Consider the following 16,040-nt stretch of genomic DNA (forward strand, 5'->3'; position numbering starts at 1 on the left):
CGTTGCGACGGTGAAGCTGTGCCGCAGGTCGTGGTTATGCCGACGTCGGCATAAGCACGATTATGCCGACCTGCGTGTTGTGCCGATCTCTGCTGAAAGGTGTTGTCGGGTGGCGTGATCGCCGCATCGAGGTCGGCATAACGGTCAGAGGCTTTCGAGGAAGGCGAGCAGTCCGTCGGGTGGTTGGTAGCGGCCTTGTTTGGTGGTGAGCGGTTTGACGCGGTCTATGGCTTGCTGTTTGTGGGTCATGTCGGCGTGGAGGTAGGCGTTGGTGGTGGCGACCTGTTGGTGTCCGAGCCAGAGGGCGATGACGGTGATGTCGTTGCCTGCCAGTAGTAGTCGCATGGCCGCGGTGTGGCGCAGGGTGTGCATTGTGACGTGTTTTTCGTGCAGGGACGGACAGTCCGCGGCGGCGAGGGTGAGGTGGTGGGCGAGTCGGTGCTCGATGGCGTCGCGGCTGAGCCGCCCGCCGGTGATGGTGGGGAACAGAGGATCGGTCGGGTTGGCGGGCCTTTCTGCGAGCCATGCTTTGAGCACGGCTTTCGTGTTCCGCGTCAGGGGTGTTCGTCGTTCTTTTCTGCCTTTGCCGATGGTGTGGACGTGGGAGCCGGTGGTGAGGGTGATGTCGGCGCGGGTGAGTGCGGTGACTTCGGAAATCCGCTCATCCGGTCTGGATGGTGAGGGTGAACATGGCGTGGTCGCGTCGACCGGTCCAGGTCTGTTGGTCGCAAGCGGCCAGCAGCGCGTCGACCTCGGTGTCGGTGAGGTAGGACAGCAGGCGACGCTCGCCGCGTTTGGGTGGTATCGCCAGCACGCGTGCGATGGTCGCGGCGTGTTCGCCGGTGGCGCAGCGCGAGGTAGCCGAACAGGGAGTGGATCGCGGCGAGCCGGTTGTTGCGGGTGGTGGTCCGGTTGTGCCGCTGGTGTTCGAGGTGATGCAGGAAGTCGGCGATCAGGGGCGCGTCGAGGTCGGCGATATCCAGCTCGCTGGGCTTTTTGCCGGTCTGCTGGGCGGCGAAGCCGAGCAGCAGACCGAAGGTGAGCTTGTAGGCGGCGATGGTGTTGGGGCCGGCGGCGCGTTGGCGGATGAGCCGTTCGGTGAACCATGCCTGCAGTGCAGGCGCGAGGGCGCTCATCGGGCTGCACCCGACGATGTGTCCAACCGGTCCGCGGCCAGCGCCATGAGCTGCGGTGACGCCTCGAGATACCAGTAGGTGTCGGCCGGGGCGATGTGCCCGAGGTAGGTCGACAAGACAGCGATGCGTTCGTCGACGGCTGCCCCGGACCGCTGCCAGCCGAGCAGTGTCCGCATGGCAAAGCTATGCCTGAGATCATGTATGCGCGGGTGGATTTCGGTGGTGGCGATGCCGGCCGAGGTCGTGATCGTCCGGAATGTTTTGCCGACACTGCTGTGGTCGAGGGCGGTGCCGGCGGTGGAGACGAAGAACGTGTCCGCCTGCGGTGCCGGACACAGGTTGTCGCGTTGGGTGGCGTAGTCGCGCAACGCGACAATCGTGCTGGGGTGCAGCGGCACCAGACGCGTGCGGTCGAGTTTGGCGTGCCGGATCGTGATGACGCCGGCGTCGAGGTCGACGCCATTACGGCGCATCGCGACGGCCTCACCGATGCGCATGCCCGTGGCAGCAAGCAGCCCGAACAAGGTTGCGTGGGTGGCAGCACGCAACGGCGCAGCGAGCGCTCGCGCCCCCGTGATCAGCCGAGCGATCTCTTCGGGTGACCACAGATAGGGGGCCGGTCGGTGCCGGTGGGCAGGGAACACCCCCGGTGGGGGTATCTCGGTGGCGGGGTCGAGGGTGACCAGCCAGGCACAGAACCGGCGAGCCACCCCCAACCGCTTGGCCCACTGGTTAGGGCCCGCGTCGGTGGATTGCTGTGCCCAGGCGATGACCGAATCGCTGGTCACCGTCCGGGTGTCGGACCGATCCAGCCAGTCCGCGAGCTGGGTCAGCCATCGGCCTTCGCGTTCGAGCTTGAACCCCAACGCCCGACGCAACCGCAGATAGTCCTGAACACGGGCATGCAATGTGCTCATCGCCGCACCTGCTCCGGCCACGGGGCGGCCAACTGCCGCAACTGCTCAACGTCCACGCGGGCGTAGATCGCCGTGGTTTGCAGACTTTGGTGCCGCAGGACCTGCGCGATCTGCGTCAACGGGACCTGCGCGGCGACCATCTCGCACGCCGCGGTGTGACGCAATTGATGCGCGCCGACCTCGGCTAGTCCCGCGCGGCGGCACGCGCGGCGCACCGTCGAGGAGACCGTGCCGGCCGCGATCGGGGCATACGGTGCCCTGGCACGCAGGAACACTTCCCTGCGATCGGTAGGTGGACGGCCCCGCCGCAGGTAGCCGGCGATCGCCTCACCCACCTCCCACGGCAGCGGCAGCCGATCGACCCGACCACCCTTCCCGCGCACCACAATCTCCTCTGCCCGCCAATCGATGTCCTCGAGCGCCAGGCCCGCCAACTCGGCGCGGCGCAGACCCAACCGAAGCAGCGTGACGATCATCGCGTAATCACCCCGCCCCACCGCGGTGCGACGATCACAACAGCGCAGCAACGCTTTCGCGTTGTCCCTCCCGATCCCCCGAGGCAGCGGTGAGCTGCGCCGTCGTCGTAGCGGCAAGCACGGCCTTCGACAGGTCGGTCTCCATCAAGCCGGTGGTGAAACAGAACCGCAGAAACGACCCCAAGCCCCGCCACGAAGTACTGGGTCGCGCTCACCGACACCGCCGCGGACTCGCGCAACACCGCCACGGTCACCTCGGCGGCCCGCACCCCGGCCAGGTCCGCTCCGCCGGGCAACCCACCCACGAACCGACGCGCGTGGCCGCAGTACCCCCGGATCGTGCCCGCCGCCAAGCCCCGCTCGGCAACCAGATAACCCTCGAACGCGGCGATCAGCGCATCCACCGGCGACATCGCCGCCTGCTGCCCAACGGCGGTCACACCCAGTTCCCGCAGCACATCCAACACGCACAACAGACCCGGACGCGACCACTGCGCACGGTGCCGCCCACCGTCGCGCTGAGCGGCGAGGAAATCCTCGACGAGCTCAACGTTCAACTCGGCCACCCCGAACCCGTTGTCCCTGAGCCAGCCGCTCAACCGCGCCAGCTGACGCAATTGGGGCACCACCGTCAGCGGCGTATAGCTGCGTCGTCTCAGCTTGATTTTTAACCTCCGGGTCACTGCCCGCCGACCGTCCGGGTCGGTGTTGGAGCGGTTCGATCATCGAAACGTGTTGCTGCCGTGTTGATTTAGGGACGAATTTCGGCGTGTCGCCGTGACATGGAGCGGCCACCGCATCATCATCGTCGGGTTCCCGCTAAAGAGCCTGATGAGAAGTTGTGGTGGCCGTGCCTGTCAGTGTGCCCGAAGTATTTCGTCCGGTCGAGTCGGCGCGCCCGTCGGGACCGGAATCGCTTGCGGCGTTCCGCAATTCGTTCTATGAAAGCCTGACCGCGCGCGCCGACGCGCTGTTCGAACTCACCGACGCGGTGCTGTGCGACGACGGACCGGTCACCACGCTGGTCGGACTGTGTCTGACCGGGGAATATCGACGCGGCCACGGCGCCCTCTACGACGGTCTGAACGCCGGAAGTATCGACATCGCCCGGCTCCGGCGCGCGATCACCGCCACGACCACGGTCGGGCGAGACGACGAAGGTGCGATCATGCTGGCCGTCGATGCCAGTCCGTGGCTGCGTCCCGACGCGGCGACCAGCCCCGATCGATCGTTCTGCCATGTCTATGGCCGTGGCAGGGGGCAAGCGCAGATGATCCCGGGCTGGCTGTTCTCCTACGTCGCCGCGCTGGAGCCCGGCCGGACCTCTTGGACCACGATCCTCGACGCGATACGGCTGCACCCCGACGACGACGCGACCGAGGTCACCGCCGCCCAGATCCGGGAAGTCGTGCAACGCCTGCAAGCCGCCGACCTCCATGTTCCCGGCGACCCGCACATCAAGATCGTGTTCGATGCGGGCTACGACATCACATGCCTGGCATACGAGCTCGCGGATCTGCCCGTGGTCCTGATCGGGCGAATACGCTCCGACCGCGTCCTGGCCTTCCCCGCCGAACCCCGTGCGGGCAAGAGGGGCCGTCCCGCCAAGCACGGCCCCGACTTCGCGTTGTCCGACACCGGGACCCATCCCGAGCCCGCTGTCGTCACCACCACCGACACCGACCGCTACGGCGCCGTGCGTGCGACGGCATGGAACCGTCTGCACCCCAAACTCGCCCGCCGAGGATCCTGGGCCTACCACGACGGGGAACTGCCGATCATCGAGGGCGTCGTCATCGGGCTTCGGGTGGACCGGCTACCCGGCGACCGCAACCCGAAACCACTGTGGCTATGGTGTTCGCAACCCGACATCGCCGACCCCGCCATTATCGACCGAATCTGGCGAACCTTCCTGCGGCGCTTCGACATCGAGCACACCTTCCGGTTCCTGAAACAGACCCTCGGGTGGACCAAGCCGCGTATCCGCGACTCCGCCGCCGCCGACCGCTGGACCTGGCTCATCATCGCCGCACACACCCAACTCCGCCTCGCCCGAGGACTCACCGAAGACCTCCGCCACCCCTGGGAGAGAAAACCAACCAGCCCCAGCCGCCTCACCCCAGCCCGCGTCCGCAGGGGATTTCGCCACCTCCGCCCGACAACCGCTCTTCCGGCCCGCGCGCCGAAACCCTCACGGCCGGGTCCCGGACGCCCGCCCGGCGCAAAAAACATCCGACGCGCACCACACCAGGCGGTCGGTAAGACCACCACGGCTGCCAGTTAGAGGTTAAAAATCAAGCTCAGCTCCCGCTCATACGCACCCGCGAACGGGGCCAACGGACCCGCGATCGAAACCCTGCTCACCCTGCTTCTCGCCCTGGCCATGACCGTCTCCTCTCTCGATAAACCGGAAGAAGACGATCCTCACGCCAACATCGTTATGCCGACCTCGATGCGGCGATCACGACACCCGACAACACCTTTCAGCGGAGATCGGCACAACACGCAGGTCGGCATAATCGTGCGGGCGTGGACGTCGCCGCCCCGACCCGACGACGATCCCGGCTGTGTCGAGCAGGGCCGCGAACATCGGTGCGACCTGCGCGACGTTGAGGCGGTTTCCGCGGTGAGACACGAAGAACGCCGATGTCGTGGTCGTTGGACACCATCGGTCTCGGCAGGCGGCGTAGTCACGCAGCGCAGCGACGCTGCTGGGATGCAGAAACAACTGCCGCGACTTTCCGAATTTCGAGTTCTCCACCAGCAGTGACATATTGTCCAGATCGACATGATCGCGGTCGAGGCGACAGGCTTCGCCGCTGCGCATTCCTGTCACGGCCAGCAGTCCGATGATCGTCCGCCAAGTCGCCGCGCGCAGGTGCGGGGTCAGTCGGTTGGTCGCGTCCATCAGAGCGGTAATCTCCTGCGGCTCATACAGATACGGAATGATGTGTCTGGCGCGGCACCGCAGCAAATCCTCGGGCGGGATCTCGGTGGCCGGGTCCAGCATCTTCAGGTGCCTGGCGAAGATCCGCGCCACCATCAGCTTGCGACCGAGGTAGTACTCGTCGGTTCTGGCGCGAGGACCGGGTTCAGTGGCCCACGCCAACGCGGTTTCGGTGGTCAGGTGCTCGACGCCGTGGATTTCGCAGTAGTCGACCAACCGCATCAGCAACCGGCCCTCGCCGACCAGCTTGAACCCCAAAGCCCGCCGCATAGCCAGATATTCCTCGGCAGCTTCTCGCAGCCCGTTCATGACCGATCACCACTCGGCCAGGGACGCGCCAGCACCCGCAGCGCCTCGACGTCGACTTTGGCATAGATACTCGTGGACACCAGGTCTCGATGTCGCAGCACCTGCCCGATTTCCGGCAGGGACGCACCCGCACGCAGCATCTCAGTGGCCAATGTGTGTCGTAGTCGATGCGCATACGCACGCGGAAATCCCGCCCGATCGCACGCCCTGCCCACGATGATGCTGATCGTGTTTGGCGCCAACCCGCGAAATGGGGGACGGGTCGCGCAGAACACCGCCCGGGTGTCACGACCGGTCCTGCCGTCGCGCAGATACTCCACCACAGCTTCGCCGACATCGACCGGCAATGGGAGTCGATCGACACGGTTGCCCTTACCGTGGACGGTGATCTCCCCGGCGCGCCAGTCGATATCGCCGAGCTCGAGACCGGCGACCTCAGCGCTGCGCATCCCCAACCGCGCCAACATCATCAACACCGCATAATCCCGCAGACCCACCACCGTGTCGCGATTACAGCTGCCGATCAACCGCGTCACCGTCGTTGCCTCGAGCCCGCGAGGCAACGACGCCAAACGCCAGCCCGCCACGGCTGGCACCGCCGCTGCCAATGACACACGGACCCGGCCGTGGACATGGAGGAATCGCAGCAACGCCCGCACCGCGGTCACCATCGCCTTCGCCGACCATGTGTTGCGGTCACGGCAGAAATCCACATGAACGAAGTGACCTGCCCGGAATCCAGTTCCCGCAGAACGGTATCCAGCGGATGTGGCATCCACCGCAAGAACGTCCGAGCCTGCCGGCCATAACAATCCACCGTCGCCGCCGACAATCCCCGTTCCTCGGCCAGCCACACGCGAAACTCCGCCACGACCACATCCACCGTGACAGCGGATGACCTCTGCGCACTCATGATCTTCTCCCGTCTCGAAGGGTCTACCTGACCCACTCAGACTGGATGACCACCCACCGCGACAAACCGAATTATGCCGACCGATCCGATCGGCTCACCCCGCTCGACCAGCACCTTCAAGCCACGGTCGGCATAATCACGCGGTCGGCATAAGCCGAATTATGCCGACATCGGCATAACTCGGCGTACTTTGCCGCGATGCAGCACCCGCGCAGCGGTTCGAGCTGATGGGAAAGTACGCCGCCCCCGACAACGCCGAGGTCGCCGAGACTGCCGGCACCCCCGCCGCGCTGACGCCGCGGTTCGACCTCACCCGCATGGCGCGCCTGCTGGAGGTCTCCACTTCCGGCTATCACCAGTGGCGAAAACGGCGCACGGCAACAGAACTCACTCCACAGGCGCAGCGGCGGGCGGATCTGACGGTGAAGATCCTCGACGTGCACGCCGACTCCGACGGCACCTACGGGTCGCCACGAATCACCACCGAGCTGCGCGAACGCGGTGAGCGGGTGACCGAGAAGACCGTCGCCAAGATCATGGCCGGGATCGGGATCGAGGGCATCAGCCCGCGCACCTTCAAGGTAAGAACGACCGTGGTCGACCCGACCGCGTCGTTCCCGCCGGATCTGGTGCAACGCGACTTCGATCGGGGTCGGCTCGATGCCGTCTGGCTGACCGACATCACCTACCTGAACTGCGGTGAAGGCGACATGTACCTATAAGTTACGTGGAATCTGACCGTGTGTCGGTCAGCGGGGTCCGGGCCTGGGCTCAGTAACGTCGCGGCGAACTTTCGAACTCGACGGACAGACGGGGCTGGTGCATGCCGGAGACGGTGGAGGCGAAGTGGCCGGTTCTCGGTCGGCACGTGCGGGCGGCGGAGTGGTTGCGGATCTGGACCGATCTGGGGCGTGCGCCGCGAACGATCGATGCGTATGCGCGGGGTTTGGGTGAGTATCTGCTGGTCTGTGAGCGGGAGGGTTTCGATCCGCTGACCGCGACTCGCGCTCAGGTGGCGGTGTTCGTGCGGGAGTTGACGTCGCGGCCGAGTCGGCGAGGGGCGAATGTGGTGGCGTTGGATTCGGGGTCGGGGCTGGCGAACGCGACCATGCAGCAGCGTCTGGTGCCGGTGCGGCTGTTCTATGATTTCTTGGTTGAGGAGGGGGTGCGGGACTCGAATCCTGTTGGCCGGGGCCGGTATACGCCTGGCCGGGTGGTCAGCGGTCGGGCGCGGTCGCTGGTGCCTCGCATGGTGAAGCTGCCGTGGATTCCCAGCGAGGAGGAGTGGCTGCGGCTGCTGGGGGTGTTCGCCGAGGAGCCGATCCGTAATCGGCTGATGCTGGCGCTGGCCTACGACGCGGCGTTGCGGCGGGAGGAGTTGTGCTCGTTGCGCAGCGACGATATCGATCCGGCGCACCGCACGGTGCGGGTGCGGGCGGAGACGACCAAGACCCGCCGGGAACGTGTGGTGCCGTATTCGGCGCCGACCGGGGTGCTGCTGTCGGAGTATTTGCAGCACCGGGCCACCCTGAGCAGGGCTCGCGGCGCGCTGTTTCTGTCGGAGTCACGCCGTAATCGCGCGGAGCCGCTGACGTTGTGGACGTGGTCGAAGGTGGTGCGGCGCATTGCGTTGGCGGCTGATGTTTCTCGGTTCTCCACCCATACCACCCGGCATCTGTGTTTGACGGATCTGGCCCGGATGGGGTGGGAGCTGCACGCGATCGCCAGTTTCGCTGGGCATCGCAGCACCGATTCCACACTGCAGTACATCCACCTGTCCGGGCGGGAGTTGTCGGCAAAACTGAATTCCTCGATGACGCACGTCCACGCATGGCGGATCGGAATGCTCACCGGAACCGGTGACGGCCGACAGGACGGGCCGGCGTGACGGCGGCCGAGGCGGTGTCGTCGGCGGCAAGCGGTGTCGCCGCGCTGCCGCGCCGCCGCCGCGGCTGGGACCGCCGTGGTGTGTTGCTCGACGGTGAGGCTGCGGCGGTGCTGGCGTTGGGGCCCGCGGGGCTGCGGCGCAAACGGTCCACCGGTGTCCCGCGGCGGACGGCGCGGCACTGGAATGCGGTGACCCGCTTGGTCGTTCCGCTCGATGAGACTCTGGCCGGGCTGCATCATGGTGAGGATGTCCGGTTCCGGCGGGCTGGCTTGCACGCCGCGGCGATCGTGCTGGCGCACTGCGCGGACACTGGCCGGTCGTATTGGGGGTGGACACCGTGGGAGTGGGCCAGGGTGTGTGGCGGCAGCGCGCGGGAGTTCGAAACCGCCCAGCCGCTGCCGACCGAGTCGACGGTCAGGCCGTTCGTCGTGGCGCTGGCTTACTTGCTCGGCGGGTTCACCGACTTCCACCGGTTGGGCACGTTCAACCGTTTTCGGTTGGCCTGCTTGATTTTCGGTGAATCCGACGTAGAGCAGTCCCTGCGAACTACCGGCGAGACGCTGCAACGGTGGGGCTACTGCGACGTCATGGACGCCAAGCATCGGATGCGGGGCGGGGTCAGTCAAGCCCTGCTGCTCAACGGCAGTCCCCGCCTCGACGAGTTGAGCACCACGGCGTTCGCGGCCCTGCGAGCGCATCCGGCAACTGAGGGGCATCAGGGGTCGATGCTGTTCGCGCTGCAACGCGTCGTGGCGGAACTGGGGCACTGTGAGGCGCCGGTGCGCAGCGGATACAACCCTGTCCTCGGCATCGAAGAAACCGATCCTGAGTGGGCGCCGTGGGTCGAACGATGGTATGCCACATCAACTTTGACCCCGAAAGTCCGCGCCTCAGTCCGCAATATCATGGCCAAAGCCGGCCGCTGGCTGGCCGCCGAGCACCCCGAGATCACCGAACCGGGCCACTGGACCAGGGCGACCTGCGCAGCCTGGGTCGCCGTGGTCGACCGGATGAGTGTCGGTGACTGGGTTCAGCGCCACGACGCCCTCGGCGACCGCGCTGGCACTCCGATCTCACCACGCACCAAGGCCCAGAACCTCAATGCCACCCGCACGTTCTTCCGGGACTGCCAGGAATGGGAGTGGATCGATCGCCGGTTCGACCCGAACCGGGCGCTGGCCGTCCCCCGCAGCGTCGCCGCGCTGATCGGCCCCAACCCCCGCGTGATCGCCGACGAGGTCTGGGCCAAACTGCTGTGGGCCGGGCTCAACCTGGAACCCCCCGACCTGCCCGGCACTTCCGGCGATACCGCCTATCCGATGGAGCTGGTCCGCGCCATCACGGTGACGTGGCTGTTCTCCGGGCTGCGCAGCGACGAGCTCTCCCGCCTGCGGGTGGGCTGCATCCGCTGGCAACACGCCGGACTGCCCATCCCCGGTGACTCCGACGACGTCCTCGCCGAGGACGCGGTCTGCCTGCTCGACGTTCCCGTCCACAAGACCGGCACCGCGTTCACCAAACCGGTCGACCCGATCGTCGGACAAGCCATCGAAGCCTGGCAGAAAATACGGCCGCACCAGCCGAAACGGCTCGACCGCAAGACCAATGAACATGTCGACATGCTGTTCTCGGTCCGCGCCCAGCCCGTCGCCAAGTACTACATCAACCGCACCGTCATCCCGGCGCTCTGCGCCAAAGCCGGTGTCCCCACCACCGACGTCCGCGGCAACATCACCAGCCACCGCGCCCGGTCCACGATCGCGAGCCAGCTCTACAACGCCAAGGAACCGATGACCCTGTTCGAGCTGCAGGCATGGCTCGGACATCGCACCCCCAACACCACCCAGCACTACGCCAAAATCACCCCGAACACCCTGTCCAAGGCGTATTCCGAGGCCGGGTACTTCGCCCGCAACATCCGCACCATCGAGGTCCTCGTCGACCGAGACGCTGTCACCTCCGGCGCAGCCGCCGCCGGAGAACCCTGGCAGCACTACGACCTCGGTCACGGCTTCTGCACCTACACCTTCTTCGAACAATGCCCGCACCGAATGGCCTGCGCTCGTTGCGATTTCTACACCCCCAAGAACTCCAGCAAGGGGCAACTCCTGGAGGCCAAAGAGAACCTGCAGCGGATGCTGGCCAACATCCCGCTCACCGACGAGGAACGGGTCGCCGTCGACGAGGGACAAAGCGCCCTCGATCAGCTCCTCGAACGACTGATCGATGTCCCCGCCCCAACTGGCGCCACGCCCCGCGAGATCGGCGTCCCGCCCACCGCCACCCTGTTGCCCATAACCCCTGCAGACCCAAGCAAATCCATATAAACCGGACAATTCAGATTCCACAGAATGTGTGCGATCCGGGACGGGCACTCCCGCCGCGTGCTCGGGCATGTCGTGGCCGACCACATCGGCGCCGACATGGTCTGTGAGGCCATCGATGCGGCCGTGGCCACCCGCGGCGGCCGATGCGAGGACACCGTGCTGCATTCCGATCGTGGTGGCGAGTTCACCGCTGGTCTGACGGCGAAATCCTGTGCCAGACACCGGCTTCGGCGGTCGATGGGCGAAACCGGAATATGCTGGGACAACAGTCCCGCCGAATCGTTCTGGTCCACGTTCAAGCACGAGTGTTACTACCGTCACGCCTACGCGACGAAGGCTGAACTTGTTGCCGCCGTTGATGATTGGATAGGATGGTTCAACACCGGTCGCCGTCACTCTGCGATCGGGATGATCAGTCCGCTACGCTACGAGCAGTCCCTGGCGACAGCCGCAGCGGAAGCCGCATAGCCCCCTGTCCACCGTTCGGGGTGAACCTCACATCGCGAGAATCAAGTGTTGCGTTGACCTATTGAGAGCACCCCGATGAGACGATGTTCTCAGTCAGCTTGTGCGGTGCCCGTGGCCGTCGCGCGTCAACTTCCGGAGCTAATCAGGGTCGGTAGAAGCGGCCGTGGTTTCAGTCCTACCGGTCGGCAGGACCGAAACCTCCGCACACCTTGTCGCACTTCGCACCCACTGGGGGGCTTCATAAGAGGTGCGAAATGCGGGAGGGGGTGCGAGGTTGGAATCTCAGATGTCTTTGGCGCTGAGCAAATTCCCGAAGGCGCGTTTGAAGGCGTCCAGCCGTTGGTTCCAGATGTCGGTCTTGTCTTCGGCAGTCAGTTCTTCCCCCTCACGCTTGGACACGGCCGTGGTTCCGGCTTCCTTGATCTGCTGCACCAACGCCTTGAAGTAGTCGGCCCGTACATCGGAGTTCTCGTTCTTACACAGCTTCTTCCTGACTTTGTCGGTGAGGTCGGCAGTGCCCAGGACTTTCAGACGAGCCTCGCCTATCGGGTCCTTGGGCGCGTCCGGCGTGCCGAAGGTGACCGGGAGAGCGTTCTTGTACACCTTGTCGATATCCTCCAGCATCTTCGCGGTCATCGTTTCTGGGCCGCAGAACGCTTCGGGAATCTTCTTATACTTCTCCTCCGTGATGACCTTCAGATCGCTGTCATCGTGGGGCAGCGGCACCCGGAGCAGATAGCCGTGCAGGTGTTCGTCGTTCGGGGCCGGAGCCGAGGAGGCGGTTCCGGCCAGCGTCGGGAGCATGACGATCGCGATCGTGAGCGTGGAGAACAAGAAAACCCAGGGCTTCCGCATAGAGGCAAACCTTCCGTCTCGTTTCCAGGCCGGAGGATCGGCCCGGTGGTTGATCGAACCTTTTGGCGGCCGACCAGGCGCCGGTTCGGCGACTCGTCAGGGCTGCCGGTGTGCGGGCTCTTGTCGTCGGTCTCGTGGGACACGCCATCGAAGCGGCCTCAGCGTTGGACCCCTCAGCACTAGAGCAATTGTGTTGCGCGCGAACCCATTCCAGACTCGACAGGTTGGGATGGTGTGGGTCAGATTTCGATGGTGTCGTGTAGCGGGGGAGTCATTTCATTGCAGCGCGATACCGGTCGGTATGGATAATCGAAGTAGTGACTGTGCCAGCCGATGGCCGCCAAATCCCTTATCAAACGCAATATTTCGGAATCACCGACATTGACGGTGCTGAGCGCATGGGAGCTGACAGTGATCACTTGGGCGGCGCTGGGCAGTGCGGAACCGAGCACTCGGCGGCGTGCGCGCCGTCGACGTGCTCGTTGCTCGTGAGCAAGTAGGCCCGCCCGGCGATTCATCGTCGAGCCTTGGGGCGGGCCGCGACGTTGACCGGCTGCACACGCAGCAGCTGATCATCGTCATCGACGGGAAAATATGACCAGTATTTGCCCTTCCAGTCCGGATACTGCTCGCGCCAGCGTGCCAGTTCCGCCTCATCGAGGACGGATGTGGTTCCGGCGTCACCGAAATGGACTCGGCGATCGAATTCCTCGCGGGTGATGGTGTCGGTCATCGGTGCTACCTCCTGTGTTGGTGATGGATGGTTGAAAAATGGAGAGCCGCAGTGAGTTTCAGACAAGGCTCATGGCGTGCAGGGCCAGATCGTCGAGGGTGTCGGCGCGGTCGGGGTCGGCGACGGTTTGGCTGTAGCTGGTGACCGCGTTGGCGATCCCGGCCGCGGTGAGCTGGCCGCCTGCGATGAAGTGAGACAAGATCCCGCTACGTTCGGCCTCGGTGAATCCCAGCTTCTTGCCCAGGACCTCGATCGTCTTGTCGGGCTGTGTGATTGGAGCCCCGGCTTGGGCTTCGAGTTCATCGACGCGGGCATGGAGGAACTCCGGGGAGAGCCATTCGCTGACCTTGTCGCGGGTCTTGGCGGTGATGACCGCGAGCTCTTTGCGGTAGGTGTCCTGAGACCACGTGACGGTGCCGGTGTCGAGTTTTTCGCCGATGTGGTTCTTGCGGTAGGTGAACAGTGGCAGCGTTAGTCCGTTGCCACAGATCTGGATCACCAGTTCGGGCTTCAACGTGATGGCGTGGTGACCGGTTTCGGAATTGGAGAACCGGAATCCAGCGGTGATGACCGGTTCGCTACCGGGGGTATAGCCCATGCCTTCGCGGGCGGCGATTGGCCGCCACCGATCCAGCTCGCCGGCGACTCGGCGACGGTCGGCTTCGAGTTCGGCATTGGCGAAGGGGCTGTGATAGTTGGCCAGGAAATGCGGCGCCAGTGCCGAGACCTGCGGTGAGTAGACCTTGCAACGCATCGACGAATCGCTCAGATCACACGAGCGGATGTCAACGTCGACGTCGACTTGGCGGATACCGTCCATGACCGCGGTGAGCAGGTCGAGGTTGTCGACGATGCCGTAACGGTTCGAGAGGCAGGCACGCAGCACACCGGGCCGGTTCGGATGCCCGGAAGTGAACAGCCGCAACAGAAATAGCTTGTCCTCCGGGTCGGGTGCGACGTCACGGCCGAGGGGGCCGTGAAGTAGACCGTTGATGTTGGTGTCGTAGAGATCCAGCCGGCCTTCCTCACGCAGCCAGCGCAGATACCCCACGGGAATCTTGAGTTTCGTACCGATCTGGGAATCAGCCGCAGCGGTGGGCAGGTAGAGGCCAGCGACGTCGGTGACGTCGTTGTCATCGATAACCGGCGGCACATCGAAGAGTTCGAGCATGCCGTCACGGGCACACATGGACGCAGCCGGTGCGACGACATCGACCTTGCTCGCTTGCTGCTGTTGCAGCAGCGCGACCATGTCGCCGAAATCGGCATGACGAACAAACTGAGGATTCGACATAAGAAAGACCTTTCGGTGAGAGGGCTCGACAGAAGCTGAAGTGTTGCGAAATGCGTGGCGGAGCAACACAGTTCGTCTGAACAGCAACGAAATACCGGTATCGACTCTTCCGAAAAAGAGGAACCGTGGGCATCTGAGCCCGATGCGGCTCTACGTGGCCCAACGGTGGGTACCCGCGCAGGGGAGTGCGCAGGTACCGCGTAGCCAGGCCAGCACTTCAGACAACGTCGTTGCGCCGACAACAGTGACTCCGGCGCACGCGCCGAACTCGGGCAGCAGAGGTTGCGGCACGACAGCGTGGGTGATGCCTAGCGCCGGAGCCGGATCGGACGCAGCCCAGGTCCCCTCGACCGAGCGCAGCGAGCCGTCGAGACCGAGCTTGGCTGCGAACATGATCTTGCCCTGCAGGATTGAATAAACTGCCCCAGTGGCCGCCAGGATCGATACCCCCACTGCCAGATCAGCGATCCCGGCAGGCTGCGGTACACGAGGAATCGACAAGCGCACCACGGCATCCGGCCACAGTTCACCGCTGTTGAGCAGCGCGGCCCGCACGCGATCCCGGCACTCCGGAGTCACGTTCGTACACCGCGAGCCGGTAGGTGAGGAGGGACTGAGCGTCGCTGTCACCGGCAACGGCTCGGCGCGCTGACCTGCCAACGTGACCGACCACGCCACCGCCCGGCTCATCGCAGACCGCCCTCAACAGCCAGACGGGCCTGGCTCGTAACGTACCCGATCCTGCACCGTCGCCGCCGTGAGGCGAAGGCGCTGGACTGCGTCTAGCGACTCGGACCCGTATCCCCTGGTCGACGATCGTGGGCCAGGGATTCGCGTGTCGGGGGTCGTCGCTTACGCCCCAGCCGTCGGCGAGTTTCGAGCCCCATGCCGATCCGTTACCCTGGGGCTGCACTGAAGACGCCTGATGTGAGGAAGTTTTATGGGAAGCGTTGTCCTTGATGTGATCGCCCTGGTTGCCAACCGCGCCGCGTCGTTCTGGAATTGGGCGGTTACCGGCTCGGCCGGATTTCCGCCGCTGTGACGCTGAGCTGACCATCTAGCACCGACCAGCCCCCGGTTCGGCCTCCGCTTTCGGACGCCACGCCGGGGGCTTGCTTGTGTGTCGGCGGCGCGAGGAAGCTCGATTGGGGCTCGGGCCGGTGACCGCCGACGTATGTTGAGGGCATGAGCAGCGCCGGTCCCGTCCGCACCCGTTCGGGCGCCCCGCGCTGGTTCGTCATCTGGATGGGGTTCATCACCTGTGTGATCGCCGTACTGTGTGCTGCGCTGTGCTGGGAGCTGGCGGCCCTGGGTGATGTATTCACCAAAGTGATGCTGTGGGTGGGGCTTTCGGTGGTCAGCGTGGTCGCACTGGTTTTCGGCATGATCGGTTTGATCCGCTATCACACCATCCAGAACAGCCTCGCCGCCCCACTCATGGTCACCGCCCTGGCTGCCCTGGTGTGGTTCGAGATGCCGCAGGACGCGGGCTGGCAGGTCTCGCGCGGCATCCTCGAAGACCAGTCGATCAACTGCGTCAACCCCGGTCACCACACCCTGCTCGGCGTGTACAGCATCACCTTCATTACGCCGCGCGACGGCGGGTGTCTGTTCTATGCCGAAGGGACATCGGAGAATTCGGAAGGTTTCGCCTATTTCCCGGCCGATCCGCCGCCGAGCATCGGGCCACCGGGCGGTCGTGGCATCGAATACCAACCGTTCCACGGGCGTTGGTATCGGTTCGTCGACTCATCGTGAATATCTTCTGCCGCAACGG

At 65.1% G+C, this 16,040-nt stretch carries 16 protein-coding genes and 1 pseudogene; 6 read left to right on the top strand and 11 right to left on the bottom strand.

The features are described from left to right. Positions 1-144: 144 nt before the first annotated feature. From ACV7NQ_RS34095 to ACV7NQ_RS34115, 5 genes are read right to left on the bottom strand one after another with little or no spacing between them, the layout of a single operon-like run. A complete protein-coding gene (locus ACV7NQ_RS34095) occupies positions 145-657 on the bottom strand; it encodes a tyrosine-type recombinase/integrase (protein WP_463365923.1) in 513 nt (170 codons plus the stop codon). Continuing rightward, positions 555-1,136: a site-specific integrase gene (locus ACV7NQ_RS34100; RefSeq protein ID WP_463361360.1), complete on the bottom strand. Its 582-nt coding sequence runs from the start codon at positions 1,134-1,136 to the stop codon at positions 555-557. Before ACV7NQ_RS34100 ends, ACV7NQ_RS34095 begins: the two co-directional genes overlap by 103 nt. After that, positions 1,133-2,053, bottom strand: coding sequence for a tyrosine-type recombinase/integrase (locus ACV7NQ_RS34105; RefSeq protein WP_463363316.1), 921 nt, complete (start codon positions 2,051-2,053; stop codon positions 1,133-1,135). The genes ACV7NQ_RS34100 and ACV7NQ_RS34105 overlap by 4 nt, the downstream gene beginning before the upstream one ends. Next, positions 2,050-2,550, bottom strand: coding sequence for a tyrosine-type recombinase/integrase (locus ACV7NQ_RS34110; protein WP_463363317.1), 501 nt, complete (start codon positions 2,548-2,550; stop codon positions 2,050-2,052). The genes ACV7NQ_RS34105 and ACV7NQ_RS34110 overlap by 4 nt, the downstream gene beginning before the upstream one ends. Beyond that, positions 2,526-3,212 carry a hypothetical protein gene (locus tag ACV7NQ_RS34115; RefSeq protein WP_463363318.1) on the bottom strand — a complete coding sequence of 229 codons (687 nt, stop codon included), beginning with the start codon at positions 3,210-3,212 and terminating at the stop codon, positions 2,526-2,528. Before ACV7NQ_RS34115 ends, ACV7NQ_RS34110 begins: the two co-directional genes overlap by 25 nt. Positions 3,213-3,373: 161 nt before the next feature. On the opposite strand from ACV7NQ_RS34115, the gene ACV7NQ_RS34120 reads away from it, so the two are divergent. Continuing rightward, positions 3,374-4,813, top strand: coding sequence for an NF041680 family putative transposase (locus ACV7NQ_RS34120; protein ID WP_463358523.1), 1,440 nt, complete (start codon positions 3,374-3,376; stop codon positions 4,811-4,813). A gap of 177 nt (positions 4,814-4,990) precedes the next feature. On the opposite strand, the gene ACV7NQ_RS34125 is transcribed toward ACV7NQ_RS34120, so the two are convergent. Both ACV7NQ_RS34125 and ACV7NQ_RS34130 read right to left on the bottom strand, forming a co-directional pair. Next, positions 4,991-5,785 carry a tyrosine-type recombinase/integrase gene (locus ACV7NQ_RS34125; RefSeq protein WP_463363319.1) on the bottom strand — a complete coding sequence of 265 codons (795 nt, stop codon included), beginning with the start codon at positions 5,783-5,785 and terminating at the stop codon, positions 4,991-4,993. Beyond that, complete coding sequence (locus ACV7NQ_RS34130) at positions 5,782-6,444, bottom strand: site-specific integrase (protein WP_463363320.1); 663 nt, start codon at positions 6,442-6,444, stop codon at positions 5,782-5,784. The genes ACV7NQ_RS34125 and ACV7NQ_RS34130 overlap by 4 nt, the downstream gene beginning before the upstream one ends. A 481-nt stretch (positions 6,445-6,925) precedes the next feature. Here ACV7NQ_RS34130 and ACV7NQ_RS34135 point away from each other — a divergent pair, with 481 nt between their 5' ends. The 4 genes and pseudogenes from ACV7NQ_RS34135 to ACV7NQ_RS34150 form a co-directional block, all read left to right on the top strand. Then, on the top strand, positions 6,926-7,420 hold the full coding sequence (locus tag ACV7NQ_RS34135; protein ID WP_463359981.1) for an IS3 family transposase: 495 nt from the start codon (positions 6,926-6,928) through the stop codon (positions 7,418-7,420). 101 nt (positions 7,421-7,521) lie between these two features. Further along, positions 7,522-8,586: a tyrosine-type recombinase/integrase gene (locus ACV7NQ_RS34140; RefSeq protein ID WP_463361685.1), complete on the top strand. Its 1,065-nt coding sequence runs from the start codon at positions 7,522-7,524 to the stop codon at positions 8,584-8,586. Beyond that, positions 8,583-10,913 carry a tyrosine-type recombinase/integrase gene (locus tag ACV7NQ_RS34145; protein WP_463359983.1) on the top strand — a complete coding sequence of 777 codons (2,331 nt, stop codon included), beginning with the start codon at positions 8,583-8,585 and terminating at the stop codon, positions 10,911-10,913. The genes ACV7NQ_RS34140 and ACV7NQ_RS34145 overlap by 4 nt, the downstream gene beginning before the upstream one ends. A gap of 21 nt (positions 10,914-10,934) precedes the next feature. Further along, positions 10,935-11,381, top strand: a pseudogene (locus tag ACV7NQ_RS34150) (transposase); the annotation flags it as partial. Positions 11,382-11,663: 282 nt separating this feature from the next. Here ACV7NQ_RS34150 and ACV7NQ_RS34155 read toward each other — a convergent pair. From ACV7NQ_RS34155 to ACV7NQ_RS34170, 4 genes are all read right to left on the bottom strand, one after another. After that, on the bottom strand, positions 11,664-12,236 hold the full coding sequence (locus tag ACV7NQ_RS34155; protein ID WP_463363321.1) for a hypothetical protein: 573 nt from the start codon (positions 12,234-12,236) through the stop codon (positions 11,664-11,666). Between the two features lie 514 nt (positions 12,237-12,750). Beyond that, positions 12,751-12,969: a hypothetical protein gene (locus ACV7NQ_RS34160; protein ID WP_463363322.1), complete on the bottom strand. Its 219-nt coding sequence runs from the start codon at positions 12,967-12,969 to the stop codon at positions 12,751-12,753. Between the two features lie 58 nt (positions 12,970-13,027). Next, complete coding sequence (locus tag ACV7NQ_RS34165; RefSeq protein WP_463363323.1) at positions 13,028-14,263, bottom strand: hypothetical protein; 1,236 nt, start codon at positions 14,261-14,263, stop codon at positions 13,028-13,030. Positions 14,264-14,413: 150 nt separating this feature from the next. Beyond that, entirely contained in the window at positions 14,414-14,842 is a 429-nt protein-coding gene (locus ACV7NQ_RS34170; protein ID WP_463363324.1) for a magnesium chelatase domain-containing protein, read from the bottom strand. A gap of 606 nt (positions 14,843-15,448) precedes the next feature. On the opposite strand from ACV7NQ_RS34170, the gene ACV7NQ_RS34175 reads away from it, so the two are divergent. After that, positions 15,449-16,021 carry a hypothetical protein gene (locus ACV7NQ_RS34175; RefSeq protein WP_463363325.1) on the top strand — a complete coding sequence of 191 codons (573 nt, stop codon included), beginning with the start codon at positions 15,449-15,451 and terminating at the stop codon, positions 16,019-16,021. Positions 16,022-16,040: the final 19 nt, after the last annotated feature.

Source organism: Nocardia sp. Tas62D01, from assembly GCF_055232035.1.

Excerpts from the sequence above, each read along its gene's own strand:
- ACV7NQ_RS34135 (WP_463359981.1), top strand. The coding sequence starts at position 6,926 with ATGGGAAAGTACGCCGCCCCCGACAACGCCGAGGTCGCCGAGACTGCC.
- ACV7NQ_RS34125 (WP_463363319.1), bottom strand. The coding sequence starts at position 5,785 with ATGAACGGGCTGCGAGAAGCTGCCGAGGAATATCTGGCTATGCGGCGG.
- ACV7NQ_RS34165 (WP_463363323.1), bottom strand. The coding sequence starts at position 14,263 with ATGTCGAATCCTCAGTTTGTTCGTCATGCCGATTTCGGCGACATGGTC.
- ACV7NQ_RS34155 (WP_463363321.1), bottom strand. The coding sequence starts at position 12,236 with ATGCGGAAGCCCTGGGTTTTCTTGTTCTCCACGCTCACGATCGCGATC.
- ACV7NQ_RS34160 (WP_463363322.1), bottom strand. The coding sequence starts at position 12,969 with ATGACCGACACCATCACCCGCGAGGAATTCGATCGCCGAGTCCATTTC.
- ACV7NQ_RS34140 (WP_463361685.1), top strand. The coding sequence starts at position 7,522 with ATGCCGGAGACGGTGGAGGCGAAGTGGCCGGTTCTCGGTCGGCACGTG.
- ACV7NQ_RS34105 (WP_463363316.1), bottom strand. The coding sequence starts at position 2,053 with ATGAGCACATTGCATGCCCGTGTTCAGGACTATCTGCGGTTGCGTCGG.
- ACV7NQ_RS34175 (WP_463363325.1), top strand. The coding sequence starts at position 15,449 with ATGAGCAGCGCCGGTCCCGTCCGCACCCGTTCGGGCGCCCCGCGCTGG.
- ACV7NQ_RS34100 (WP_463361360.1), bottom strand. The coding sequence starts at position 1,136 with ATGAGCGCCCTCGCGCCTGCACTGCAGGCATGGTTCACCGAACGGCTC.